Annotated in this window: 13 protein-coding genes and 3 pseudogenes; 7 read left to right on the forward strand and 9 right to left on the reverse strand. The window is 64.6% G+C overall.

Going from position 1 to position 20,536, the window contains the following annotated elements:
- Nucleotides 1-67: 67 nt before the first annotated feature.
- Nucleotides 68-3,313: a diguanylate cyclase gene (locus IEY33_RS10990; protein WP_188963310.1), complete on the reverse strand. Its 3,246-nt coding sequence runs from the start codon at nucleotides 3,311-3,313 to the stop codon at nucleotides 68-70.
- 200 nt (nucleotides 3,314-3,513) lie between these two features.
- Here IEY33_RS10990 and IEY33_RS10995 point away from each other — a divergent pair, with 200 nt between their 5' ends.
- Both IEY33_RS10995 and IEY33_RS19475 read left to right on the forward strand, forming a co-directional pair.
- Complete coding sequence (locus IEY33_RS10995; RefSeq protein ID WP_188963311.1) at nucleotides 3,514-5,148, forward strand: S8 family peptidase; 1,635 nt, start codon at nucleotides 3,514-3,516, stop codon at nucleotides 5,146-5,148.
- Between the two features lie 845 nt (nucleotides 5,149-5,993).
- A complete protein-coding gene (locus IEY33_RS19475; RefSeq protein WP_188963312.1) occupies nucleotides 5,994-7,457 on the forward strand; it encodes a replication initiator protein A in 1,464 nt (487 codons plus the stop codon).
- A gap of 144 nt (nucleotides 7,458-7,601) precedes the next feature.
- On the opposite strand, the gene IEY33_RS11005 is transcribed toward IEY33_RS19475, so the two are convergent.
- Both IEY33_RS11005 and IEY33_RS11010 read right to left on the reverse strand, forming a co-directional pair.
- Nucleotides 7,602-8,018 carry an acyl-CoA thioesterase gene (locus tag IEY33_RS11005; RefSeq protein WP_188963313.1) on the reverse strand — a complete coding sequence of 139 codons (417 nt, stop codon included), beginning with the start codon at nucleotides 8,016-8,018 and terminating at the stop codon, nucleotides 7,602-7,604.
- Nucleotides 8,015-11,497, reverse strand: a complete 3,483-nt coding sequence (locus tag IEY33_RS11010) for an HD domain-containing phosphohydrolase (RefSeq protein ID WP_188963314.1) — start codon at nucleotides 11,495-11,497, stop codon at nucleotides 8,015-8,017. Before IEY33_RS11010 ends, IEY33_RS11005 begins: the two co-directional genes overlap by 4 nt.
- Nucleotides 11,498-11,875: 378 nt before the next feature.
- On the opposite strand from IEY33_RS11010, the gene IEY33_RS19480 reads away from it, so the two are divergent.
- Nucleotides 11,876-12,007, forward strand: a complete 132-nt coding sequence (locus tag IEY33_RS19480; protein ID WP_268238830.1) for a hypothetical protein — start codon at nucleotides 11,876-11,878, stop codon at nucleotides 12,005-12,007.
- Between the two features lie 56 nt (nucleotides 12,008-12,063).
- On the opposite strand, the gene IEY33_RS11015 is transcribed toward IEY33_RS19480, so the two are convergent.
- The 4 genes from IEY33_RS11015 to IEY33_RS11025 form a co-directional block, all read right to left on the reverse strand.
- Complete coding sequence (locus tag IEY33_RS11015) at nucleotides 12,064-13,077, reverse strand: FUSC family protein (RefSeq protein ID WP_188963315.1); 1,014 nt, start codon at nucleotides 13,075-13,077, stop codon at nucleotides 12,064-12,066.
- Between the two features lie 108 nt (nucleotides 13,078-13,185).
- Entirely contained in the window at nucleotides 13,186-13,500 is a 315-nt protein-coding gene (locus IEY33_RS19295) for a COG4705 family protein (RefSeq protein ID WP_373288055.1), read from the reverse strand.
- On the reverse strand, nucleotides 13,440-13,907 hold the full coding sequence (locus IEY33_RS19300; RefSeq protein WP_229670945.1) for a COG4705 family protein: 468 nt from the start codon (nucleotides 13,905-13,907) through the stop codon (nucleotides 13,440-13,442). The genes IEY33_RS19295 and IEY33_RS19300 overlap by 61 nt, the downstream gene beginning before the upstream one ends.
- 185 nt (nucleotides 13,908-14,092) lie before the next feature.
- Nucleotides 14,093-14,527 (reverse strand): hypothetical protein, encoded by a 435-nt coding sequence (locus IEY33_RS11025; RefSeq protein WP_188963316.1) that lies wholly within the window; start codon nucleotides 14,525-14,527, stop codon nucleotides 14,093-14,095.
- A gap of 286 nt (nucleotides 14,528-14,813) precedes the next feature.
- Between IEY33_RS11025 and IEY33_RS11030 the strand changes: the two are divergent.
- A pseudogene (locus IEY33_RS11030) lies at nucleotides 14,814-16,013 on the forward strand (transposase).
- Between the two features lie 3 nt (nucleotides 16,014-16,016).
- Here the strand turns inward: IEY33_RS11030 and IEY33_RS11035 are convergent.
- On the reverse strand, nucleotides 16,017-16,943 hold the full coding sequence (locus IEY33_RS11035; RefSeq protein ID WP_188963317.1) for an alginate O-acetyltransferase AlgX-related protein: 927 nt from the start codon (nucleotides 16,941-16,943) through the stop codon (nucleotides 16,017-16,019).
- A 428-nt stretch (nucleotides 16,944-17,371) separates the two neighbouring features.
- On the opposite strand from IEY33_RS11035, the gene IEY33_RS11040 reads away from it, so the two are divergent.
- Together IEY33_RS11040 and IEY33_RS11045 are read left to right on the forward strand one after the other, a co-directional pair.
- Nucleotides 17,372-17,728, forward strand: coding sequence for a winged helix-turn-helix domain-containing protein (locus IEY33_RS11040; RefSeq protein ID WP_268238831.1), 357 nt, complete (start codon nucleotides 17,372-17,374; stop codon nucleotides 17,726-17,728).
- A gap of 104 nt (nucleotides 17,729-17,832) precedes the next feature.
- Nucleotides 17,833-18,222, forward strand: a pseudogene (locus tag IEY33_RS11045) (transposase); the annotation flags it as partial.
- 327 nt (nucleotides 18,223-18,549) lie between these two features.
- Here IEY33_RS11045 and IEY33_RS11050 read toward each other — a convergent pair.
- On the reverse strand, nucleotides 18,550-19,497 hold the full coding sequence (locus IEY33_RS11050; RefSeq protein WP_188963320.1) for an alginate O-acetyltransferase AlgX-related protein: 948 nt from the start codon (nucleotides 19,495-19,497) through the stop codon (nucleotides 18,550-18,552).
- 541 nt (nucleotides 19,498-20,038) lie between these two features.
- Between IEY33_RS11050 and IEY33_RS11055 the strand changes: the two are divergent.
- Nucleotides 20,039-20,407 (forward strand): annotated as a pseudogene (locus IEY33_RS11055) (IS5 family transposase); the annotation flags it as partial.
- Nucleotides 20,408-20,536 lie beyond the last annotated feature (129 nt).

Raw genomic sequence — 20,536 nt, forward strand, 5'->3', positions numbered from 1 at the left:
GCAGGCGGAGCGTCGTGCGGGCAAGGCTGCCGCCCGGCGGTCGATGTGGAGGTTGCGCGTGCTTTGATCAAAGCACAACCTGATTGTCGGGCGGCCGAGAGGGGATGTCCGGCGTGAGTTCCTGCTGCAGTTCAGCCCGGATCTCCGCCCACGTGGGGACATGCGCCGGGCAGGGGAGGGCGCGCAGATGCGCGAAGAACATCTCGAATTCGGCATTGTGTCCGGGGTGCACCTGGGCCGCCGCGTACAGACGGGACGCACGCTGCGTCCGTCCCTCGCGCCACAGCAGGTCCGCCACACCGCCGAGCGCTTCCGCTTCGAGGGAGGGCGCGTCGAGTTCAGCGGTGAGGCTCAGGGCGTGACCGTAGGCGCTGCGGGCGGCCGCGCCGTGTCCGAGTCGGGCGTGCGAGTGACCGACGTTCAGGAAGGTGTTGGCCAGTTCCCAGCGGGCGTTGCCGTCGCGGTACAGGCGCAGCAGGCGTTCGTTGTGCTGCAGCGCCTGGAGATGCTCGTCCTGCAGCATCAGGGTCCAGGCGAGACCGGTGAGGTTCAGGGCGACCTGTGCCGTGTCGTTCACCGAGGAGAGGAGGAGGTCCGCCCGGCCGAACTCCGTCCTCGCGTCCTGCGTGCGGCCGAGCTGCACGAGCACCAGCGCCAGGGTGTTGCGCGCCATGCCTTCGGTACGGGTGTCCTGCGCCTCGGTGACGGCGGTGCCTGCCACCGCGAGTGCCTCGTCCGGCTGGCCCAGGTACAGCATGGCGCGGGCCCACTGGTGCAGCGCCTGCGCCCTGAGGTGGGGCGGCAGGTCCGGCACGAGGTCCCGGAAGACCTGCGCGGCCTGCGGGTACTTGCTGCGGCGGTGCAGTACGCGGCCGTACGCGAGGAGCGCAGACTGCCGGTCCACTCCGTGCCGGGCGTGCTTCAGCGTACGGCGCAGCAGCGTCTCGGCGCGTGCGTGGTCGCCGAGCGCCTGAAGCACCCGTGCGGTCCCGACGCGGAGTGCCACGCTCACGCCCCGGCGGTCCAGCAGTGGTTCGAGCAGTTCCCAGGCCGCCAGCGCGCGTCCTTCGTTCAGCCAGGCGTCCGCAATCCGTTCGAGCAGCGCGTTCACGGCCGGGCCGAGGGGGAAACGCACCAGGGTCCGCAGGATGCTCTCGGTGGTGGTGCGCCGCAGGTCCGACACGGCGGCTGGACCGACCTTCACGGCCGTGCCGGTGAGCCGTGCCTGGGCTTCCGTGAGCAGGGCGCGGGTCAGTTCGCGCCGCCAGGCAGGCCGGGTCTCGAAGGCCTGTCGGCCGAGCCTCGCCACGAGCTGCGGGACGCGGTAGACGCCCTGGCCCTGCAGGTGGCCCTGGTGGAGCAGGGCGCCCACCAGCAGGTCGCTCGCGCCGGTCAGGCGCTGGACGGCGAGCACGTCGACGGGGCCTTCGAGCGCGCTCAGCATCGACAGCACGCGCCGTTCCGCTTCACTGAAGCGCGTCCAGGTGTATGTGACGCCGCCGGGCCGCTCCTGCCCGTCCGCTTCCGGCATGATCCAGTCGGCTTCAGGGTGGAGGGCGGCGGTGCGTGCCAGCAGCACGAGGTCGAAGGCCTCACCGCCGCTGTACTGTGCGAGGCGCGTGCTGATCGCGTCCGAAAGGTCCGGTGCGACGGTACGCGCGAGGCGGGCGGCGGCGCTTCCGGCCCCGTCGCTGGGCAGCGGGCCGAGCTGCAGGACCTGCTCGGACGGCAGGCCGAGTGGCGCCTGAGCCGTCAGCAGCAGCTGCAGGCCCGGGCAGATGAGCCGGAGTGTCTCCAGCATGTCCGGGACCCCACTGCCGGGGCGGACGTCGTCCAGCACGAGCAGCAGGTTCATCGGGGCGAGCTGCGCCTGCAGGGCAGGCAGGTCAAGGGCGGGGAGGTCCAGCAGGCCTGCGAGGGCGGCCGTCACGCGTTCCGGGGAGGCGGTCTGGTGTGCGTCCAGCCAGCAGGCGAGGTCGAGGCCGCTGCTCGGGATCTCGGCGGCCACCTGACGCGCGAGCCTCGTCTTGCCGCGCCCGCTCGGTCCGGTCAGGGTGACGGTCGTGCCTGGCCCGAGCCGCGTGAGGGCGTCCCCGAGCTCGCCGAGTCGGCCGCGCAGCGGATGAACGTCGGCGGGCAGGTCGGGTCGGGTCCGTTCCAGGCGGCGCCTCGCACGGTTGCGGACCGTGTCGTCCAGCTGCGCCAGGTACTCCGGGAGGTCCTGGTGGCGTCTCTGGGCGTCGTGGGCGAGCATCCGGGCGAGCTGGCGCAGTCGCCACGGCCAGCCGCCGCACAGGGTGTACGCCCATTCCGGCAGGGGCGGCAGCGGCTGCGGTCCCAGGTTCCACACCTGCCGCAGGACACGGCTGCTCGCTTCGCGGCTGAGCGGTTCGACGCTGATCGATGCGACGTCTCCCCGTACCCAGCTCGGCAGGGGGCGACCGAAGCTGAGGACCGTCCGTGCAGCGGTGAGGGCGGGTGTGAGGGCCGCCATGAACGCCGGGTCCGGCGGTGCCTTCAGGTCCAGCAGCACCACGTCCGGCGGAGTGTCGTGCAGGCCGTCCAGACTGGACAGCGGTTCGCCGTCCAGGGTGCCCGCGTGCAGCCAGGGTTCGTCCCTGAGCGTCAGGGCGGGCAGGTAGCGCAGCGTGAGGACGCGTCGGCGGCCGAGCCGGCACAGCCGCGCGGCGTAGTCGAGCAGGGCGCTCAGGCCGCTGCCAGGCGGACCGAGAAATTCGGCGGCGCCCCCGTGCTGAACGAGCAGACCGATGATCTCCTGGTGTGCCTCGCGTTCCAGCAGGCGCCTCGGGCCGCGCGTGTCCGGTGGGGAGGTGCCGCTGTCGCGCGTTTCGAGTCGGCCCCCGCCGCTGCGTTTGGCGGTGTACATGCGGCGGTCGGCCACGTCGTACAGGCCGCGTGCCGTGGTGGCGTCCAGCGGGAAGCGGGCCGCGCCGACGCTCGCCGTGACAGCCACGGTCGGGGCCGTGAGGAGCGGCGCGGTCCGCCAGGAGGTCAGGGCGGCCTGGACGCGCCGGAGGGCCTGATCAGGGTCGGGCTGCACGATCACGGCGAGTTCGTCGCCGCCGAAGGCGTACACGTCGCCCTGCGCGGCCTCCTGCAGGGCGGTCGCGAGCCGGTAGATGGCCTCGTCACCGACCGGGTGGCCGTGCAGGTCGTTGATGAGCTTCAGTTCGTCGAGGTCCGCGACGAGCAGCAGGAACGCGCGTCCGGCCTGTACGGCCGCGCCGAGGGCGGTTTCGAAGGCGGCGCGGCCCGGCAGGGTGGAGAGTTGGGGCAGGCCCGGCAACGTCATCCGTTCCGTGCGGTGCCGGCGCGCTGGGTGGGCATAGACTGTCATGCTACAGGGGCAGGACGCCGCCTGTTGCCCCCTGATCGGGGGAGGGGGCAGACCGGTCCTGAAGCATTTCTTCATCTCTTTCCGGTACGCTCCGGATGAACGCGCCGGTCACGGGGACCGCGCCTGACGCTCCCATTCACGCCACACGAGGATCCATGACCCTACGGAACTTTCCGCGCCTGCACGCCCGCCACCCGGCACTGACGCTGTCCCTGCTCACGGCCGTCCTGGTCGGCTGTGGCGGCACCGAGACCCCCGACCCCAGCGGGTCCGCCACCCTGTCCGGAACGGTGAATCTTCCGGCGGCCGTCAGCCTGTCTCTGGCCGCACCTTCCGGCATGCCGGACTGGTCGCGGCCGCACGTGCCGGGCCGTGTCCTCGTCACCGGGACGGCGCCCCAGACCGGTGCACTGTCAACCCTGAGCCTGAACGGGCAGCAGGTCACGGCGCAGGCCGTGCCGGGCACGCCCTGGCAGGCCGCCGTCACACCTGCCGCGCAGTCGGACGAGGGCTATGCCGCGCAACTCGCGTCGGCCGGCTACACGGTGCAGCCCGACTACCTGTACTCCGCCCTGACGCTCCCCAACGACCCCGGCTTCCCGGGCGGCAAGGGGGTCACCGTCAACGGGAGCGCCCAGACGCAGGCGTACCTGACGCGCATCAACGCCGCGAGCGGATGGCAGACCCTGCAGGACGCGGCGCAGTCACTGGGCGGGGCGAAGGTCGCGGTGCTCGACACGGGCGCGGACCTGGCCCATCCGGACCTCGCCGGGCGTCTGCTCAACGGGTACGATTTCGGCGATCAGGACAGCGATCCTTCGGAAGACGCCACCAGCGACGCCGGGCACGGCACCGGCACCACCGGTCTGATTGCCGCCCTCAGCAACAACGGGGTCGGCATCAGCGGTCTGACGTGGACGGGGCAGACGGTGCTGCCTGTCAAGGTCTTCTCCGGCACGGCGGCGTCCACGAGCGCCCTGACGGCCGGGCTGAACTACGCCGTGCAGCAGGGTGCGCGGGTCGTGAACATGAGTCTGGGGTTGATCGGCAGCAATCCCGACCCGGCTTTGGGAAGCGCCATTCAGGCGGCCGCGCAGGCGGACGTCCTCATGGTTGCGGCGGCGGGAAACACTGCCGGGGACGGCCTGTACTACCCGGCGGCCGACCCGAACGTGGTCGCGGTCGGTGCGCTGGGAGACAGCGACGACCTCGCGTGTTACAGCGCCCGCCCGCGGAGCGGCGACAAGGCGCTCGATTTCGTGGCACCCGGCGGGAACGCCGGAACGGGAACCAGCAACTGCTACAGCTACTCCGGCACGCAGGTCCTGACGCTCACCACCACCCGGAACGGCAGTTATACCCTGGAGGCCGGGACGAGCGAGGCTGCCCCGCTGGTGACCGGCGCGGCGGCCCTCGTGCGCGCGGCGCGCCCTGACCTGAGTGCCGCGCAGGTGCTGGGTGTCCTGAGGAACAGTGCGCGGACCGTCGCGGGCGGGAAGCTCCTCGATGTGGGCGCGGCGGTGAACCTCGCGAAGGTCGCGGCGGCCGGCGCGGCGCGTCCGTACACGCTCACGGTGACGGCCCTGCAGAATGGCCAGTCCGTGAAGACGTTCAGTTCGGCCGGGACGCTGACGGCCACGCAGTCGGCCGTGCCGTACTCGCTGTCGGGCGTCCCGGTCGGCAGTGTGACGCTGCAGTCGACGTTGACCGTGAACGGGCTCGCGTACAGCGGCAGCGTGAACATCAGCGCCGTGCAGGATCAGGGGGGCGTGACGATCGGTACCCGCTGAGGCGCACGTTCGGTGCACTGGCGCGGGAGGGAGGACCGGTGCATCCTGTGGGTGCACACCGCCGTTCCGGGCAGGGGAGAAGAGGACGAACGCGAAATTGCCCGATTAACTCGGCATTTTCGCGTTCTTCGCTGCAGGCGTTCGGGCGGTGCGGCGGGTCGTTCGATGTGAAATTGCCCGATTGACTCGGCAGATTTCGGGCAGGAGTGCAGGGCGGGATCCGAATGGAGGGGCTGTTTTCGTGGATGTTCGTGAAATGCGGCCGGGTAACTCGGCAGATTCGGCCCATTTCGTGGCCGGGTGCAGTGCGCGGCCACCTACCGGGTAACTCGGCATATTGGCGTCCGGACCCTACCGGGTAACTCGGCATGTTCGGTGGAAATGGCTACCGGGTAACTCGGCAGAATGACGTTCTCCACCTACCGGGTAACTCGGCATATTGATGTCCTGGCCTACCGGGTAACACGGCATATTGGCGTCCGGGCCCTACCGGGTAACTCGGCATTTCGGGCCTTATGTCTACCGGGTAACTCGGCATGTTCAGCCTGGTCCCTACCGGGTAACTCGGCATCTTTTCGCCGCCAGCTACCGGGTAACACGGCAGAATGACCCGGGTAACTCGGCATTTAGGGCCGGGTAACACGGCATATTGACCCGGGTAACTCGGCATATTCGCCCGAAAAACGCCGTGTTTATCGGGATTTCGCCTCCGGCCCTTGATGTTGATCATCAATATCTTTTAAACACATCTTTTAAAAGATTCTAAAAGATCAACATCAAGGGCCGGACCTACCGGGTAACTCGGCATTTTTTTTGCCGTCCCAGCGGGTATACTCACCCTCAGCATGGCGAAGAAGCTGGTCAAGTCCAAGGCGGCTCCGCGGCCCATCGGCGAACTCACGCAGTTCGACGAGACCAACCTCACGCGACTCGGCCTGATCAGCATTCAGGAGCGCATCCCGGAGAGCTACACCACCTGGGTGAACACCTTCGACGTGAACGGGCACGACGGCGAGCTCTCCTGCTTCTCGCCGAGCGAGGTGGGGGGCGTTCCACACGGCCTGGACGGTGATTTCGTGACGGCTCTGAACGCCATGTACCTCGAGCAGGGCGCACCGAACGACGGGTATGTGCACACCACCGCGTACAACCTGATCCAGCGGGCCGGGTTCGAGGACAGCGGTCAGAACTACGACCGCCTGCAGGTGGCCCTCAAACGCCTGCGGGCCGCCCAGTTCAAGATCGCGCAGGCCTGGCGGCGCCGCGATGAGGGCGCCACCGGCTGGGTGAGCGTGGAGTTCAGCTACATCAGCCAGATCCGCCAGAGCACGCCCGAGGGGCGCAGCCTCACGCAGGGGACCACCCTGAGTATCCAGCTGGCCGACCCGGTCGCGGAATCCATCCGGAACCGGTACATGCACCCGCTGGACCTGGAGTTCCTGACAACCCTCAAACGTCCGCTGGCACGCGCGCTGTACCGCCTGCTGAACAGCCGCCGCTACAACGAGCACGACCCGCTGCACCCGGCCTTGGAGTTCAGCGTGCTCGTCTCGGACTGGGCGCGTGACTGCAAGCTCACCGAGACCATTCCGGCGCGCATCAAACGCAACCTGAACGAGGCGCACGACGAGCTGATCACCCGCGGATTCCTGACCGAGGTCATCTTCGAGGGGCGCGGGAAGGCGGCGCGGTTCACGTACCGCTTCGGGGACGCGGGGAATCCCGAGCCGGCCGTGGAGGTCATGCCGGACTCGCCGTTGCTGCAGGCGCTGCTGGGGTATCAGGTGGCGCGCAACGTGGCCCTGAAGCTCGTCAAGGATCACGGGGAGGCGCACGTCACGACGCGGCTGGAACTGTTCGAGGCCCTTCTGCGGCACGGGTACCAGGCGCGGAACCGCAGTGCGTTGCTGGTGGACGTGATCAAGGATCAGGACGGCAAGTACCTGAACCCGGAGGCGGGACGGGCCGCGGTGGAGCCGGAGGTGAGTGTGGTCGCTGCGGCGCGTCCGGTCAGGAAGCTGCCGAAGGCGGAGCAGGCCGCGATGACGGAGGACGAGGATGCGCGCGTGGAGGCGGCGTACCGGGCGCTGCCGAAGGCGGAACAGGCCGCGCAGGTGGTGTCGGCCCTGAAGATGCTGCTGCGTCAGTCGGCCGGAGAGGGAGTGCTGGCGCGCGTGCAGTCGGCCATCGCGGCGGGGCACGTGGATGGCCGTGACCTGCTGCGTCAGGCGAGCCGCGCGGCGAGCGAGCTGACGCTGCAGAGCTTCGTGGAGGACCTGCGGCAGCTGGCAGGTCGTGACCTGCCCTGAAGCTGTCGGTCGGGATGGGCTTTCCTGACCTCAGAAGGCCTCTCTGAGCTGCAGTGCGGCGCTTACCCTAACTGGAGTGCGGACAGGGTTTTCCAGGCATCTTTACGGCCCTCCTGTGAAGCCGCGCAGGATCGGGCCTGAGGTTCAGAATCCGTAGGCCTCGACAAAGGGCCGTCCTAGACGACGGGGCCGTCCCGTCTGCGGATCGATCCACACCCACTCGGTGCGGCAGGTGAGCAGCACCCGCCCGTCCAGTGCCCGCCGGACCTCGTTCTGCCGCACGGCCCTTGGTCCGCCTGCCTCCATCACCCGTGTCTCGATTTCCAGTACGTCGCCTGTACGGGCAGGGTGGTGCAGATGCATGGCGTGCTGGCGGACGACCACCATGGTGCGTTCCTCCAGCATGCGCGGCGCGCCCACCCCGACGGCCTCCGCGTGTGCGCGGGCGGCCTCCTCGATCCAGCGCAGGGCGACGGGTGTGCTCAGGCCACCGAGTTCGTTCAGGTCGGCGTAACCGACCGTCCTGCGGATGACGTGCCGGTCGGCAGGCGGGACGCTCATGGATCCAGCGTACCTCTGGAAGCCGCGGCGCGCGCCAGCAGATGAAGGAACACCTCGGTCAGGGCCGGATCGAACTGCCTTCCCGCCTGCGCGCGCAGTTCCTGCCGCGCCTCCTGTGGCGTCCAGGCGTGTTTGTACGGGCGGACGCTCGTCAGGGCGTCGTAGGTGTCCACGAGGCTGAAGAGGCGTGCCAGGAGCGGGATGTTCCCGCCGCTCAGCCCGGCCGGGTAACCGGAGCCGTCCCAGCGTTCATGGTGATGCCGGATCAGGTTCAGCACACCCTGCGGCAGCGCCGGGATGCGCGCGCCGAGGTCCGCGCCGGTCACGGTGTGCGCCTGCATCACGCTCCACTCCGCCGGCGTGAGCGGCCCTGGTTTCAGCAGGATCGCGTCCGGTACGGCCAGCTTGCCGATGTCGTGAAGGTACGCGCCCTGCCGCAGTTCCTCCAGTTCCGATTCCGGCAACCGCAGTTCCTGCCCGAAGGCCTCGGCGAGCGCCACCACCCGCTGCGTGTGTCCGGACGTCTCGAAGTCCCGCAGTTCGAGCGCCAGGCCGAGCGCCATGAGGGCACCCTCGCGGGTGTCGTCGAGCTGCCTGAGCGTGTCCCGCCGTTCGGTGGCGAGGCTCACGAGTTCCGCCGCGCGGCCCAGGATGGCGGGCGCAGCCGGTGGGAGCGCTCCGAGGACCCGGTCCCACCACAGGCCGAACTGACCGCGCACCGTGCCGTTCACGATCACCTGCGCCATCATGATCGTCCTCGCTCCCAGCTGTTCGAGGCGCGCGTCCGGGTTCTCGTGCTGGCGGTGGTCCAGCATGTAGTGCACGCCGTGCGTCTGGTCCTTCCGCCAGCCGTCAGGGGAGGCGCCAGGCTGCAGGACGGACGGCGAGGCGAGGTGGAGTGTCCGGCCGTCCAGGGTCAGTCCGCGTCCGGTGGCGGTGTCGTGATACCCGCCGCCGGACGCGCCGAAGAAGGCCGCGCAGGCTCTCAGGTGATCGAGTGCCACGCCTTCCGGGTCGGTCGTGAGCAGCGAGGAGAGCGTCAGTTCGGACAGCATCTGCACTTCCTGCGCGCGGTCCGAGAGGGCCTGCATCGTCCGGACGCGGCCGAGGGCCGTGGCACCGGTGGACGCCACGGCCGTCAGCAGCCGCAGGTCCTGAGCGCTGAACGACGCCGGGAGGGACCTCGCGCCGATCACGACGGCCACCGGTCCGCCTGACCCGCCGGGCAGCGCGGCGGACAGCAGGGCATGCGTGCCGTTCTGCGCCTGGAGTGTGGTGCCCTGCCGTGCCGTCTGCGCCGCGAGGTCACGCGCGACCCGGCCTCCCTCCTCGCTCGCAAGCCAGCCGTACGCGTACACCTCCTGGAGCGTGCCGTCCGCAGCGGTGAGCATCAGGGCGCTGTCGTTGGATGCGAGGACCCGCCCGGTCTGTTCCATCAGCGTCTGCAGCACTTCCGTCTCGTTCAGGTCGCGGTGCAGCGCCTCGTTCATGCCGAGGAGCACCTCGATTTCCTGCTGGCGGGCCTGTTCGCGTCTGGCGCGTGCGCGCGCCGTGTACACCGCCGCGAGCTGGACCGCGAACTCCTCGGCGGCGCGCTGCGATCCGGGACCGAAGGCGTCCTCGCTGCGGAACGAGTCGAAGTTCACGTACCCGACCACGCGGTGTTCGCTGACGATCGGCACACACATGGTCGCCCGCAGCGCCTCGGTCGTCACGTGGTACACCTCGCCCTTGAGGACGGTGTCGTCACGCAGGGCGTGCGTGCTGCGCGCCATCACCTCCGCACCCGTCAGGACGCGGACCCTGCCCTGCTGCCAGTCGAGCGTCTCGCCGTACCACACGCGGGCCTCCTGGGGGGTTTCGCGCAGGCCGACCATCAGGTTCGTGAAGCCCACCTGTGCCACCACCACGTAGTGGTCCCCGTCGAGCATGTACAGCGATCCGGCGTTCGCCTCGCGGATGGACGCCACGCCCGCCGACAGCAGCCCCTGGTAGATCTCGGGGGTGAGGGTGTCGTTGAGGTTCAGCAGGGCCAGCGTGGCCTGCAGGGTCTCGCGGACGAGGTCCGCCACCTGTGGCGGCGCGGCGCGGCCACTCAACTGCTGCAGGCGCTGCGAGGCGTGACGGCGCGTCTTCTCGTGCAGCATGCGTTCGTCCGCGAGGCGCAGCAGGTCGGTGGCGGTGCGGCCCTCCACCGGGGCGCTGGCGATACCGAGCGAGACGCTCAGCGCGCCGCTGCCCGTCTGCACGTGACGCGGGACGGCGCGCGTCCGGACGCCCAGAAGGTCCTGCTCGTCGTGCAGGGCCAGCAGCAGGGGACGCGTGTCGCCCTCCCGGCCGGGCTGCAGGATCACGAACTCGTCCCCGCCGAGGCGGTACACGTTGCTGCCGTACTCGGCGCGCAGCGCGTCCGCGAGCGCCACGAGCGCCTGGTCGCCGCGCTCGTGGCCGAACTGGTCGTTGATGGACTTGAAGTCGTTCAGGTCCGTGAGGCACAGGTGCAGCGTCCGGGCCGGGTACCGGACGAGGTGCTCCTCGAGGGCCGCTTCCATCGCGCGGCGGTTGCCGAGACCGGTGAGGGCGTCCGTGAACGCGAGGCGCACGAGCGTCTCGGTCCGTGCCTGCACCTGCGCCTCGATCAGGGCGGCGGCGCCCTCCCCGGTGGTCCCGGTGGTTTCCCGCGCGACCGACAGCGTCCCGGTCGGCGTGCCGTCCGCGCCGTGTTCCGGCACGACCGTCAGCGTGTACGTCCTGGGATGACCGGAGGCCCACACGGTCCGCGTCACGGTCACGGAGACGGCGGTCTCCAGCGCCCGCGCCTCGGCGTCCTGGTCGCCCGGCAGCGCTCCTGCGGCATGCAGCACCTGCGCGGCCGGGTTGAGGTACGTCAGGGCGCCGTGCGCGTCCCGGGTGTACGTCACGTCCGGCAGGAGCCGCAGCACGCTCCGCAGCCGCTCGTCGTTCCGGTGCTGGGCCTGCACGGCCCCGAGCGTCTCACGCAGCGCTTCCTGCCGCTGCAGTTCGTTCATGGCGAGGTCCGCGATGTCGCGCAGCACGTCCAGCTGAGCGGCGTCGAAGTCCGTTCTGGGCGTCCGGTCGAACACGCAGACACTGCCGATCACGGCGTTGTCACGCAGGATCGGCTGCCCGGCGTAGAACCGCAGGCTGGCACGGCCCGACACGCCGTTCAGCCCGGCGAAACGCTCGTCGAGTCGCGCGTCGGGCACGATCAGGCCTTCCTCCGGCGGGGCCGTGAGGTACTGGCAGAAGCTCTGGTCGAGGGTGTTGGACTGCGCGGCCGTCCCGTGCCGCCCCACGAACCGCTGCTCGTCCCGGTCGAACAGCGACACGATCGCGATGGGCGTCCCCAGCAACCGTGCAGCGAGGCCCGCCAGACGGTCGTACGTCGCGGCCTGAAGCAGATCGAGTGCAGCGGTGGGGTCCACCCACCCCGCGCTGTCATCCCCCGGCTGTGCCATATCCGTCAGCATAAAGGGCCGGACTCTCCGCGGTGTCACAAACCGACATGGACCGTTCATCTGGCAGCACCTTCAGGAAGGGTCACCCGGCACACCGTTGGGTTCAGAGGGTGCGCAACTGTGGCCCGGCCCCGAAACCCGGCACCTGCGCCGGTAGATGATGGCCGCAGGACGGCCGCCGTCCGAGGAGCGACCCTGAACAGTGCCCCGCACCCGTCCAGTCCCCACACGAGCACCGGACGTCCGGACGGTCTCCCGGAACGTCGCCGCCGCGACGGGCTGGGGGTCCTGCCGCCCGCCCGGACGCCGGGTGAACGACAGCGGCGTGCCCGCCTGAACCGCGCGCTGGGCGTGACCATGACAATCTTCGGGGCATTCGTGACGGGCGGTAGCGTGGCGCTGACGGCCACAAGTCCGGACTTCGCGAACCTGATCCTGCTCGGTTGCGGGGCCACGCTGACCGCGCAGGGCGTGCTGCTGACCGGACGCCGCGAACGTCGGCGCCGGTGAACTCGGCGGGAACAGACCGTCTGGCTGCGGCGAGACGGTCTGGACGGGTGGGCCGCTCAGCGCTCCCGGCGGGAACGCACGAGCAGCACCACCAGCAGGCCCGCGAGTGCCCCGAGGACCGTCTCGGTGGCCCGCGCGACCAGCAGCCCGTTCACCGGGACCGGATGTGCGAGCTGCGACATCAGCAGCGCGAGCGGCGTCACGAACAGCAGCGCGACGCTGTAGTTGCGCGCGATGAACAGCTCCGCCAGGAACTGCAGCGCCACGATCACGAGCGCCGTCCCCCAGGGCTGCAGCGGCAACCGCAGCAGCAGGAACGTCAGCAGCAGTCCCAGCAGCGTCCCGACGACGCGGTGCACGGCACGCAGCACCCGGCCCTGATGGTCCTGCGCGGAGATGGGCGCCACGGCCGCCACCATCGCCCACGCGGTGTGGGGCGTGCCGGGAAGCAGGAGGGTTCCCAGCACGCCCCCAAGGCCCGCTGCGAGCGCGTGTCGCCCGCCGTGCCACGACAGGTCCTCCTCCGTCAGCGGACTGGGCGGCGGGGTGAACAGCTCTCCCTGCCGGACCCGTTGCGAGTACAGCGCGCCGAGCACGCCCAGCAGCACGCTGAAGCCCGCCGACGCGCAGGCCACGCCCAGCGCCAGCGGCAGTGGCGCGGCGTTCGGGAGGGTGGCGACGCCCGTCACGGTGAACACGTAGAAGAGCGACCCGGCCGGGCGCAGGCCCAGCGCGGCCGCCAGTACCGCCCCCACGCCCGACACCAGCGCCGCGGCGAGCGTCACGCCGAACGGTCCCGTCCCGGCCCGCGCGAGCGACACGCCGAGCGCCACACACGCCAGCAGCAGCACGGCGCTCGTCACCTGATGCCGTACGCGGGACGTGAGCGGCTCGTGCCGCGCATAGATGCCGGTGAACGCCGCGAAGGACGCGTAGATGCTGAGGTCGAGCCGTCCTGTCGCGAGCAGCAGCAGCAGCGGTACGGCCACGCCCAGCGCGATCCGCAGGGCCGGAAGGTGATCCTGCCGGGGCGGACTGAGCCGAAGAAATTCCTGTATCACGCGTACCATCGGCGTGCAGGGTACGCCGTTTCACGGGCCGCGTCGCGGACGCGGTCACGTTCGGGCGCAAGACGCGGCTGGACCGAAGCCATTCTGAAAGGCTCCCTGTGCTCCGCGTCAGTCGCCCGCCGCCACCGGCATGGGTGCGGCCCGGCGTGCCCGGACGGCCAGCGCGCCGACCAGCAGCACGATCACCGTGAGGAGCGCGAGCGTCACCGGTCCTGTCCCCAGACCCAGTCCGCGGTCCTGCGGCGGTACGGCGAACCAGTCCGCGAACGACGCGCCCAGCGGCCGCGTCAGCACGTACGCCCACCAGAACGTCAGCACCTCGCTCACCCCGAAGCGGGCCCGCAGCACGCCCGGCACCGCGATCATCGCGGCGAAAACCAGTCCTGCCGCGAACCACCCGAGCCCCGGCGTGCGGGCCGCCATGTCGCCGGCCGCCGTGCCGAGCGCGAACGTCGAGAGCACCGCCGCCCAGTAAAGGCCTCACGGCGCGCCGTGAACACGCTGTGAATCGAGAGCGTCCCCTCCACGCGCCGCCACGCCGCGAAGATCACGCCGAGCGCCACCAGGAACGCCGCCGTCGACGCGAGGTACGGCACGCCCAGCCCGACGTGCACCACGTCTGCCGTCACCGTCCCGAACACGCTCACCATCACCACCGCCGACCAGTACACAGCCGGACGGTAGCGGCCGCTCCGGAACTGCGCCGCGAGTGCCAGCACCAGCAGCACGCCCGACACGCCCACCGCCGGCACCGGCCCCAGGCGGTGCGCCAGGAAATCCGATGCGGTTTCACCCATGCCCGTCGTGAGCACCTTGACGAGCCAGAACATCGCGCTTACCTCCGGCACGCGGCTCAGGACGGCAGGGCCGCATGCCACGCCGGGCACGGGCACGGAACTCAGGAAAGGGCGCATACGGGCTGCAGCGTGCCCGGCTGACGTAAAGCCACGGTATACGCCGAAAAAAAGCGGGGCGTGCCAGACGAACTGGCCGCGCCCCGCCTCCTTCGTGGACGTTACTTCTTGCTGCTCTTGCGGGGGGCCTTCCCGGCGCGGCTCTTGCCGAGCGCCTGGCCCTTGTTGAAGCTCGCGTCCATCTTCTTGCGGGTCTCTTCCGCCAGCGACTTGAAGTCCACCAGACCTGACTCGACCGCCGCGACCGACACCTTGATCCGGCCACCGTTGCGGGCGGGCGTCAGTTCGCGGTTGATGTTCTCGAACCACTCCTCGAAGGCAGGCGTCACGTCGATGATCATGTCGCGCACCTTGCGGGTGTACGTCTCGTCCGTGCCGCGCTTCGCGAAGCGTTTGGGAAGGTCGAAGCGCACCTGCAGGTCCGCCGCGTCGATGTCGCCCTCACGGACGGCATTCCGCAACTGCTTCACGAACGCGTCACTGCGTTGAGGGTTATGGAGTTTCTTGATCTGATCGCTGAGCGTGATGTACGGCATTCGCCTATTGAAACACACCCGGACGTTAAAGACAATGCCCGAACGAACACCACCAACCGACGTTGCAGAATTAGGTTTTCTCCCACTCTTCACGACAACCGAATGTCTTGACCATCGTTAACTTTCAGTTTCCACTCGCACCGTGAAGGTGAACAGGAAATCAAGAAATGTGGCGTGCCCCCTGATGGCCTGACAGATTTTATGAGAGCGGGCTCATCAGCTGACACTTCGAGTTAAATGGTGTCTGAGACGCAGAACAGCAGCGTAAAGAGCAGGATCTGGGTCTGTGACGACATCCAGGACTGCCCTCAGCCATGCTGACACACTTGCCTCCTCCCTGAACGACCGCCTCCCGCATCGCCGAACAGATGCATTGTTCCGACTCGCTGAAGTGCTCCTGGGAATTTTCCAGGCCGAGTCAGCCATGCACCAAAACATCGCGCTCCACCTCTCCCGGACCGCGTCACTCGACTCCAAGACCCGCGTCGTCGCGCGGGTCGTTCATGATCTGCAGCTCACTCCGCAGGACGTCCTGAACGTCCTGCTTCCCCTGCTTCTGGACGGGAAACTGACCATGGTGATGGACCGCACCACCTGGCATGACGGAGAGACCCCACTCAACCTCCTGGTGCTCGGCGTTGCGCTCAGTGGGGTGGTATTACCGCTGGCATGGACCGTCCTGCCCCACCAGGGCAACGTCTTGGCCAGAACAGCGCCCATGACTGGCACAGCTCCGCAGGAGAGGACGCTTGGCCGCAGCAGTTGGGCCGCACGGATCCTGCTGGTCGCTCAACTCCTCAAGGTGCTCCCAGCAAAGCGCTGGGCGGTGCTGATCGCTGACCGGCGGGCAAGCGTCGTCATCGGCGCTGTTCTGCCCAAGAATGAATTCGTGGGGAAGCGATGGTGTGCGTGGTTGCGCTGGAAGGGCATCAAGCGCTGTTTCCGGATCAAGGAGACGACCCGGATCGACGACCTCCTGGCGAAAGATCAGGTTCTGGAGTTGCAACCTGGCGAGGTTCGTTCAGTCTTCGAGAACGCGTAGGTGTATGGTACGTGGATGCGCGTGGTCGTGACCCTGTCACCCGCGGGTGACAGGGTCATCGTCGCTTCGGATTGACCCGTGCTGGACACACGTTTGACCTATCAGAAACGCTGGGGGGTGGAATGCACGTTTTCAGCGCTGAAGGCACGCGGCCTGGGACTTGAAGACACCCACATGACCGCCCCAGACCGACTCTCCCGACTGTTTGGTCTGCTCTGCCTTGTTCTGGCCTGGATGGTGTGGGTCGGTCGCGCAGTGCAGGAGTTGGATCCGCCGACACTGGACAACCGGGGGCGGAAATCGAGAGGGACGGCGCGCGTGGGATGGACACAGCTCAGTCAGGCTGTGCGCTGGGAATTGGACGCGTTCTGGACGTACATGGACCTCTTCAAAACAGATTTTCCCTCTCCTGGAGAGGGAAAAACACAAAGCGTCAGGTGCTGAGGATCAAGGCAATGTGTTGAGCCACCCCGTATCGGCAACGCGGTATCCACCAGGTGGATAGAGCAGGTAACGCTCCGGCACCTCCCATACGAGAATACGCGGTGGGGCCTCCTTGAATTCTGTGCTGGACAGGTACTTCTGCATTGGAATCCAAATTTGTTGCCCGGCCAGAGAAACGTCCAGCACGTCACGTTTGGTGTAATAGGCGAGCATTTTGGGAAAGTTCCAAGTTTTTTCGGAATAACTAGTACCGACTAAGGCAATGCTAGGCACCGCATCCCCTAAGAGGGAATCACTGCTATTTATCGTGACATCTACAGGATTGTCGTATTCGATTATGTCGACGATTGGGATGGTCGATTCGGGACGAATCATCTTCATCATGCTATCTTCTGTTTTCAGGGGAGGCAGGCGCCTGAGTGAAACATTGACTTTGTCTATCTCCTGAATCTGTGGGAGTTTCATCAGGACTTGCGCCGTCGCTTGGGCCGCAATTTCAGACCCCCTTGTGTTCCAATGGCTTCCAAGTTGAAAGTAAAGAAGATTTTGCGGTGACTGCCGCTGGGCTCTTCTATATGCAGCGAGGGTGTCAACGGCGAAGATATTATTCTTCTTAAAAAAATCGAGAGCGCGTTGATAACGAGAATTTGCCGATAAACTAAGTGGAGCATCCAATTTATCGGAGTAAACTCTCGCTTTTATGGGTACAGGAGTGACGACTAATATAATTCCTTTGCTAACAAGATAATGGCTTACGCCCTTTATAATTGATAAAGATATATCTATGTCTGAGTCCAATTCGTTATCTTTTAGCGGCTGCTCTTCATCAAGAAACAGCCAGCCGCTTCTTGTTGGTGTGGATGTCACTTGAGAAAGTGCAATACTTTCCGCAAATATGCATAGCGCAAGCAAAAATGATATTCTTCTCATTTTTTTACCTTCCTAGTGATTGAATCATAAACAGAGTGGAAAAATTTTTCAAATTACCACCTGTAGTGGTTCAGCCCTCAGCAGCTGACACTTCGAGTTAAATGGTGTCTGAGACGCAGAAAAGCAGCGTAAAGGGCAGGATCTGGGTCTGTGACGACATCCAGGACTGCTCTCAGCCATGCTGACACACTTGCTGCCTATCTGAAAGACCGCCTCCCGCATCGCCGAACAGATGCGTTGTTAAGTAGCTTGGCAGTGTAGAATACTCTATCCAACGCCTCGCCCCCTAACTGACTCCGGCCGACGTCCTGGCGCTTCCGAAGCTGCTCATTGCTCGTGATGTCCTGCCATGTGAACGCAAGCGCTACCTGGCTCTCTGGCACGCGCACCAAGGCCTCTCTGCACGGGCCATCGAGCAGCTCGGCATCATGAACGTCATCAGTACCCGGCATACGATTCACCTGTATCGACATGGAGGGATGGACGCGCTCCTGGAACGCGTCCATCCCGGTTGTTCCAGCGCCATGACTGCCGAGACCGGCCAGCAGCTTCTGGCGCGTCTTCGTCAGGACGATCAGGTCTGGACCGCCAGAACCGTCGCGAACTGGCTCGAGCAGGAACATGGTGTCGCGCTGCATCCCAGTACCGTCCGTCGTCAGCTTCTCAAGTTGGGTCTGACCTGGCAACGCACCCGCTATGTGGTGGCGGGTCGTCCCGACCCGCAGCAGCAGACCGAGTTCTTGGAGAGTGTACAGGACGTAAAAAAGGGGCGCTCGAAGGGCTGACGAAGCTCCTGTATCCGGACGAGGCCGCCATTTGGCTCACCCAGCCAAACACGTAGAGCTGGCGTCCAGTTCAGGATCCGTTACGCGTCCCCACCAGCAAACAGCGCGGAATTCGGGCGCGGCTGAATCTGTTGGGCTGTATGGACTTCGCTCCGGGCGAAGTCCTGTACCGAGAAGTAGAGACGAATACGTCCGGCGCGGACATCGTGGCCTTCCTGGAACGGCTGGCCCAGGACGCAGACCCGGCGTGCCCGACAGCGGTGGTGTGTGACCGGGCAAGCGTGCATACCTGCGCACTGGTCGCTGCGGAACGGGAGGGATGGAAAGCCAGAGGGCTGATTCTGACATTTTTGCCCGCGTACAGCCCAGAATTGAACCTGATGGAAGGCTGCTGGCGACAGCTGAAATACCACGACCTTCTCAAGCGATTCTATGAGGACAAACCACAGCTGCGGGCGGCGGTTGAAGGCGCGAGCTGGGGTCGGGCCGTATGAGGTGGTCTACACTGCTAAGCTACTTATTGATACCGGCAGAAGTTCGAGTCGATGGAAATCGGAATGATGAGAGTGAACTCCTGATCCCGACAATCTCCAAGGGTTGGCCAGTCTCTGGTCTCTGCTAGGTGAGGCAACCTCAATCTATGCCGGTACTAATAGTTACTTACCATCGTTTACTTCAGCCGAGCTCAATAACAGTCGCCTGATCGGCAGGCTGCGCTGTCCATGTCTTTAGTCTTTCTATTTAGCATCTGGCATCCAAATAAATATTAACAGCAATTTTACGAATAAAATTTTATCACCGAAGTAAATAAAGATTTCTAATTATCTGTTATCTAGTACTTTGTTTATATTTGGAAAATCGTGATACGTCTGAATCGACTGCTTATTTATGAATCTTTCTGGAATTTCCCAAATTATTACTTTAGGGGAAGCGGGCACAAGATTTTTTTTCCGTTCGCCTAGGTAGTAATCCATAGAACCCCATATTCCTCCGCCGTCCCTTCCAAGATTTAGAATCTCACTCCCTAATACTTGCTCAATACCAACGGCTATAGAATTGAATGGTCTAACACTGTAGCTTGTTCCTATCAGAACGATATCTGGGTTGAATTTTGCTAAAAGTTCTGAATTTTTATTGCTGAATTTAATATTGGGAAAAACAATGCTTTCGAATTTTGGATAAACTAATTGATCTTTCGGGTATATAAATCTCCATAAATCACTTGGAAAATCCACATTTTGAAAATCTATGGTGTAATTGTTTTTGTGAGTGATATTTACCAACTGATTAGTGGTAAGATAATGTGCAATATTTTTCCCTAGTATTTGACCGCCTTGTGGAGACATGTGCGTATCCCTTCGCATCCAGACCAAGCTGCCTCCTTCAGCAGCCTTTTTTAATACATATTTGGCGTCCAAAAACTTTAGACCTGCCTCTTTTAAACTTTTTCCGATTATTTCGTAAGATTCGTCCGATATTTTTGATTTATTCAGCTCAAATTTACCATATATCTCGTACTTAGTGGGAATAATCACATAAACTATCTTAGTTCCTGACTTTCCTAAATAATCATCGAAAAATTTAAGTTTGCTGACAAAGTCTGGTAAATAATTCTTGTCGAATCCAGTCAATTCTTCACTCTGAAATAGCCAACCATTACTTCCAAGATTAACAACTCCTCTAATTCCATCTTGAGCGCGGGCGAAAAAAGATAATAATAGAGTCAAAACTAGAATCGACGTATTAACCTTTAACGTTAGTATTTTCATAAATTCTCCAGGAGATTTTACTCTGCTGAGCTTGTCAGAGTACTTAAGATGATGTCATTCAATTTTACATTCGTTGTACTTATCAAATATTGCGATATCTGTGTGTTACCGCTTAAGAAATTTTAGCCTTTTTGTTGTGGCCAGATTATTATCTGGGATAAAAATATGGAAATAAAGTATAGCAGAGATACAGAAAGTAGAAAAATCCTTGAGAAGACAATCCTATACTACTTTGGTTCTGTCCTAGGATCAGTTTTAACTAGGAAGACATCGGTAAATAATCGAATAAGATTTTCGAGCGGGTGCAGACCGGCGTTTCCGTCAGCGCAGAACCCCCAACACCACTCGTTACCTTCTCTTATACACACTAAGCTCGGCGAGAACGTGCAGAGCGTGCAGACTTACAGTCTGTCATACTTGCCTCCTTCCTTCTCTCATCCCTCTGCCGAACTTGGAGACCTCTGTTTGCCATTCCTTCATATCTACGTCTGTGATTAGGGTCTGGCTGACGGAACTCATCTGCAGCGCGTAGGTCCGGGAGATACATCAGACGGACCTGACGCCGCAGCAGTGGGTTGCGCTGCAACCCCTGCTGCCGAGAAACCCAAAGCGCGGCCAAGCGTACGCTTCGCACCGCAAGGTCCTGAACGGCATCTTGTGGCACATCAAAACAGGTGCACCCTGGCGAGACGTTCCCCGCCGATACGGCCCCTGGCAGACGTGCTCCGACCGATTCGTTTGCTGGTCAAGAGATGGGACCTGGTTGCGTCTGCTGCAGACCCTCCAGGCGACGGCTGATCAGCAAGGCGAGATCGACTGGGACAAAGCCTCAGTGGACAGCACCCACATCCGAGCCCAGCGGAGTGCGAACGGAGCTCGAAAGACGCTTCCCGCCGGAGAAAAAAGGGGGCCTGTGTCAACGAATGACTCGGGATTGCGTATGCTCACCCATTCGGGCCACCCGCGCTCAGTCGACGTGGCCACCTGTGCTGAGCTGATCGGGCCACCGGCGCTCGGGTTATCGGGCCACCTCTCTGCC

Source organism: Deinococcus aquiradiocola (genome assembly GCF_014646915.1).
Taxonomy (GTDB): Bacteria; Deinococcota; Deinococci; order Deinococcales; family Deinococcaceae; genus Deinococcus; species Deinococcus aquiradiocola.

Coding starts and splice junctions, on each gene's coding strand:
- IEY33_RS11005 (WP_188963313.1), bottom strand. CDS start 8,018: ATGAGCGTCCCGCCTGCCGACCGGCACGTCATCCGCAGGACGGTCGGT.
- IEY33_RS11040 (WP_268238831.1), top strand. CDS start 17,372: ATGAACGTCATCAGTACCCGGCATACGATTCACCTGTATCGACATGGA.
- IEY33_RS11025 (WP_188963316.1), bottom strand. CDS start 14,527: ATGCCGTACATCACGCTCAGCGATCAGATCAAGAAACTCCATAACCCT.
- IEY33_RS19300 (WP_229670945.1), bottom strand. CDS start 13,907: ATGTTCTGGCTCGTCAAGGTGCTCACGACGGGCATGGGTGAAACCGCA.
- IEY33_RS11010 (WP_188963314.1), bottom strand. CDS start 11,497: ATGGCACAGCCGGGGGATGACAGCGCGGGGTGGGTGGACCCCACCGCT.
- IEY33_RS11050 (WP_188963320.1), bottom strand. CDS start 19,497: ATGAAAATACTAACGTTAAAGGTTAATACGTCGATTCTAGTTTTGACT.
- IEY33_RS11035 (WP_188963317.1), bottom strand. CDS start 16,943: ATGAGAAGAATATCATTTTTGCTTGCGCTATGCATATTTGCGGAAAGT.
- IEY33_RS10990 (WP_188963310.1), bottom strand. CDS start 3,313: ATGACGTTGCCGGGCCTGCCCCAACTCTCCACCCTGCCGGGCCGCGCC.
- IEY33_RS19475 (WP_188963312.1), top strand. CDS start 5,994: ATGGCGAAGAAGCTGGTCAAGTCCAAGGCGGCTCCGCGGCCCATCGGC.
- IEY33_RS11015 (WP_188963315.1), bottom strand. CDS start 13,077: ATGGTACGCGTGATACAGGAATTTCTTCGGCTCAGTCCGCCCCGGCAG.
- IEY33_RS19295 (WP_373288055.1), bottom strand. CDS start 13,500: ATGGCGGCCCGCACGCCGGGGCTCGGGTGGTTCGCGGCAGGACTGGTT.
- IEY33_RS10995 (WP_188963311.1), top strand. CDS start 3,514: ATGACCCTACGGAACTTTCCGCGCCTGCACGCCCGCCACCCGGCACTG.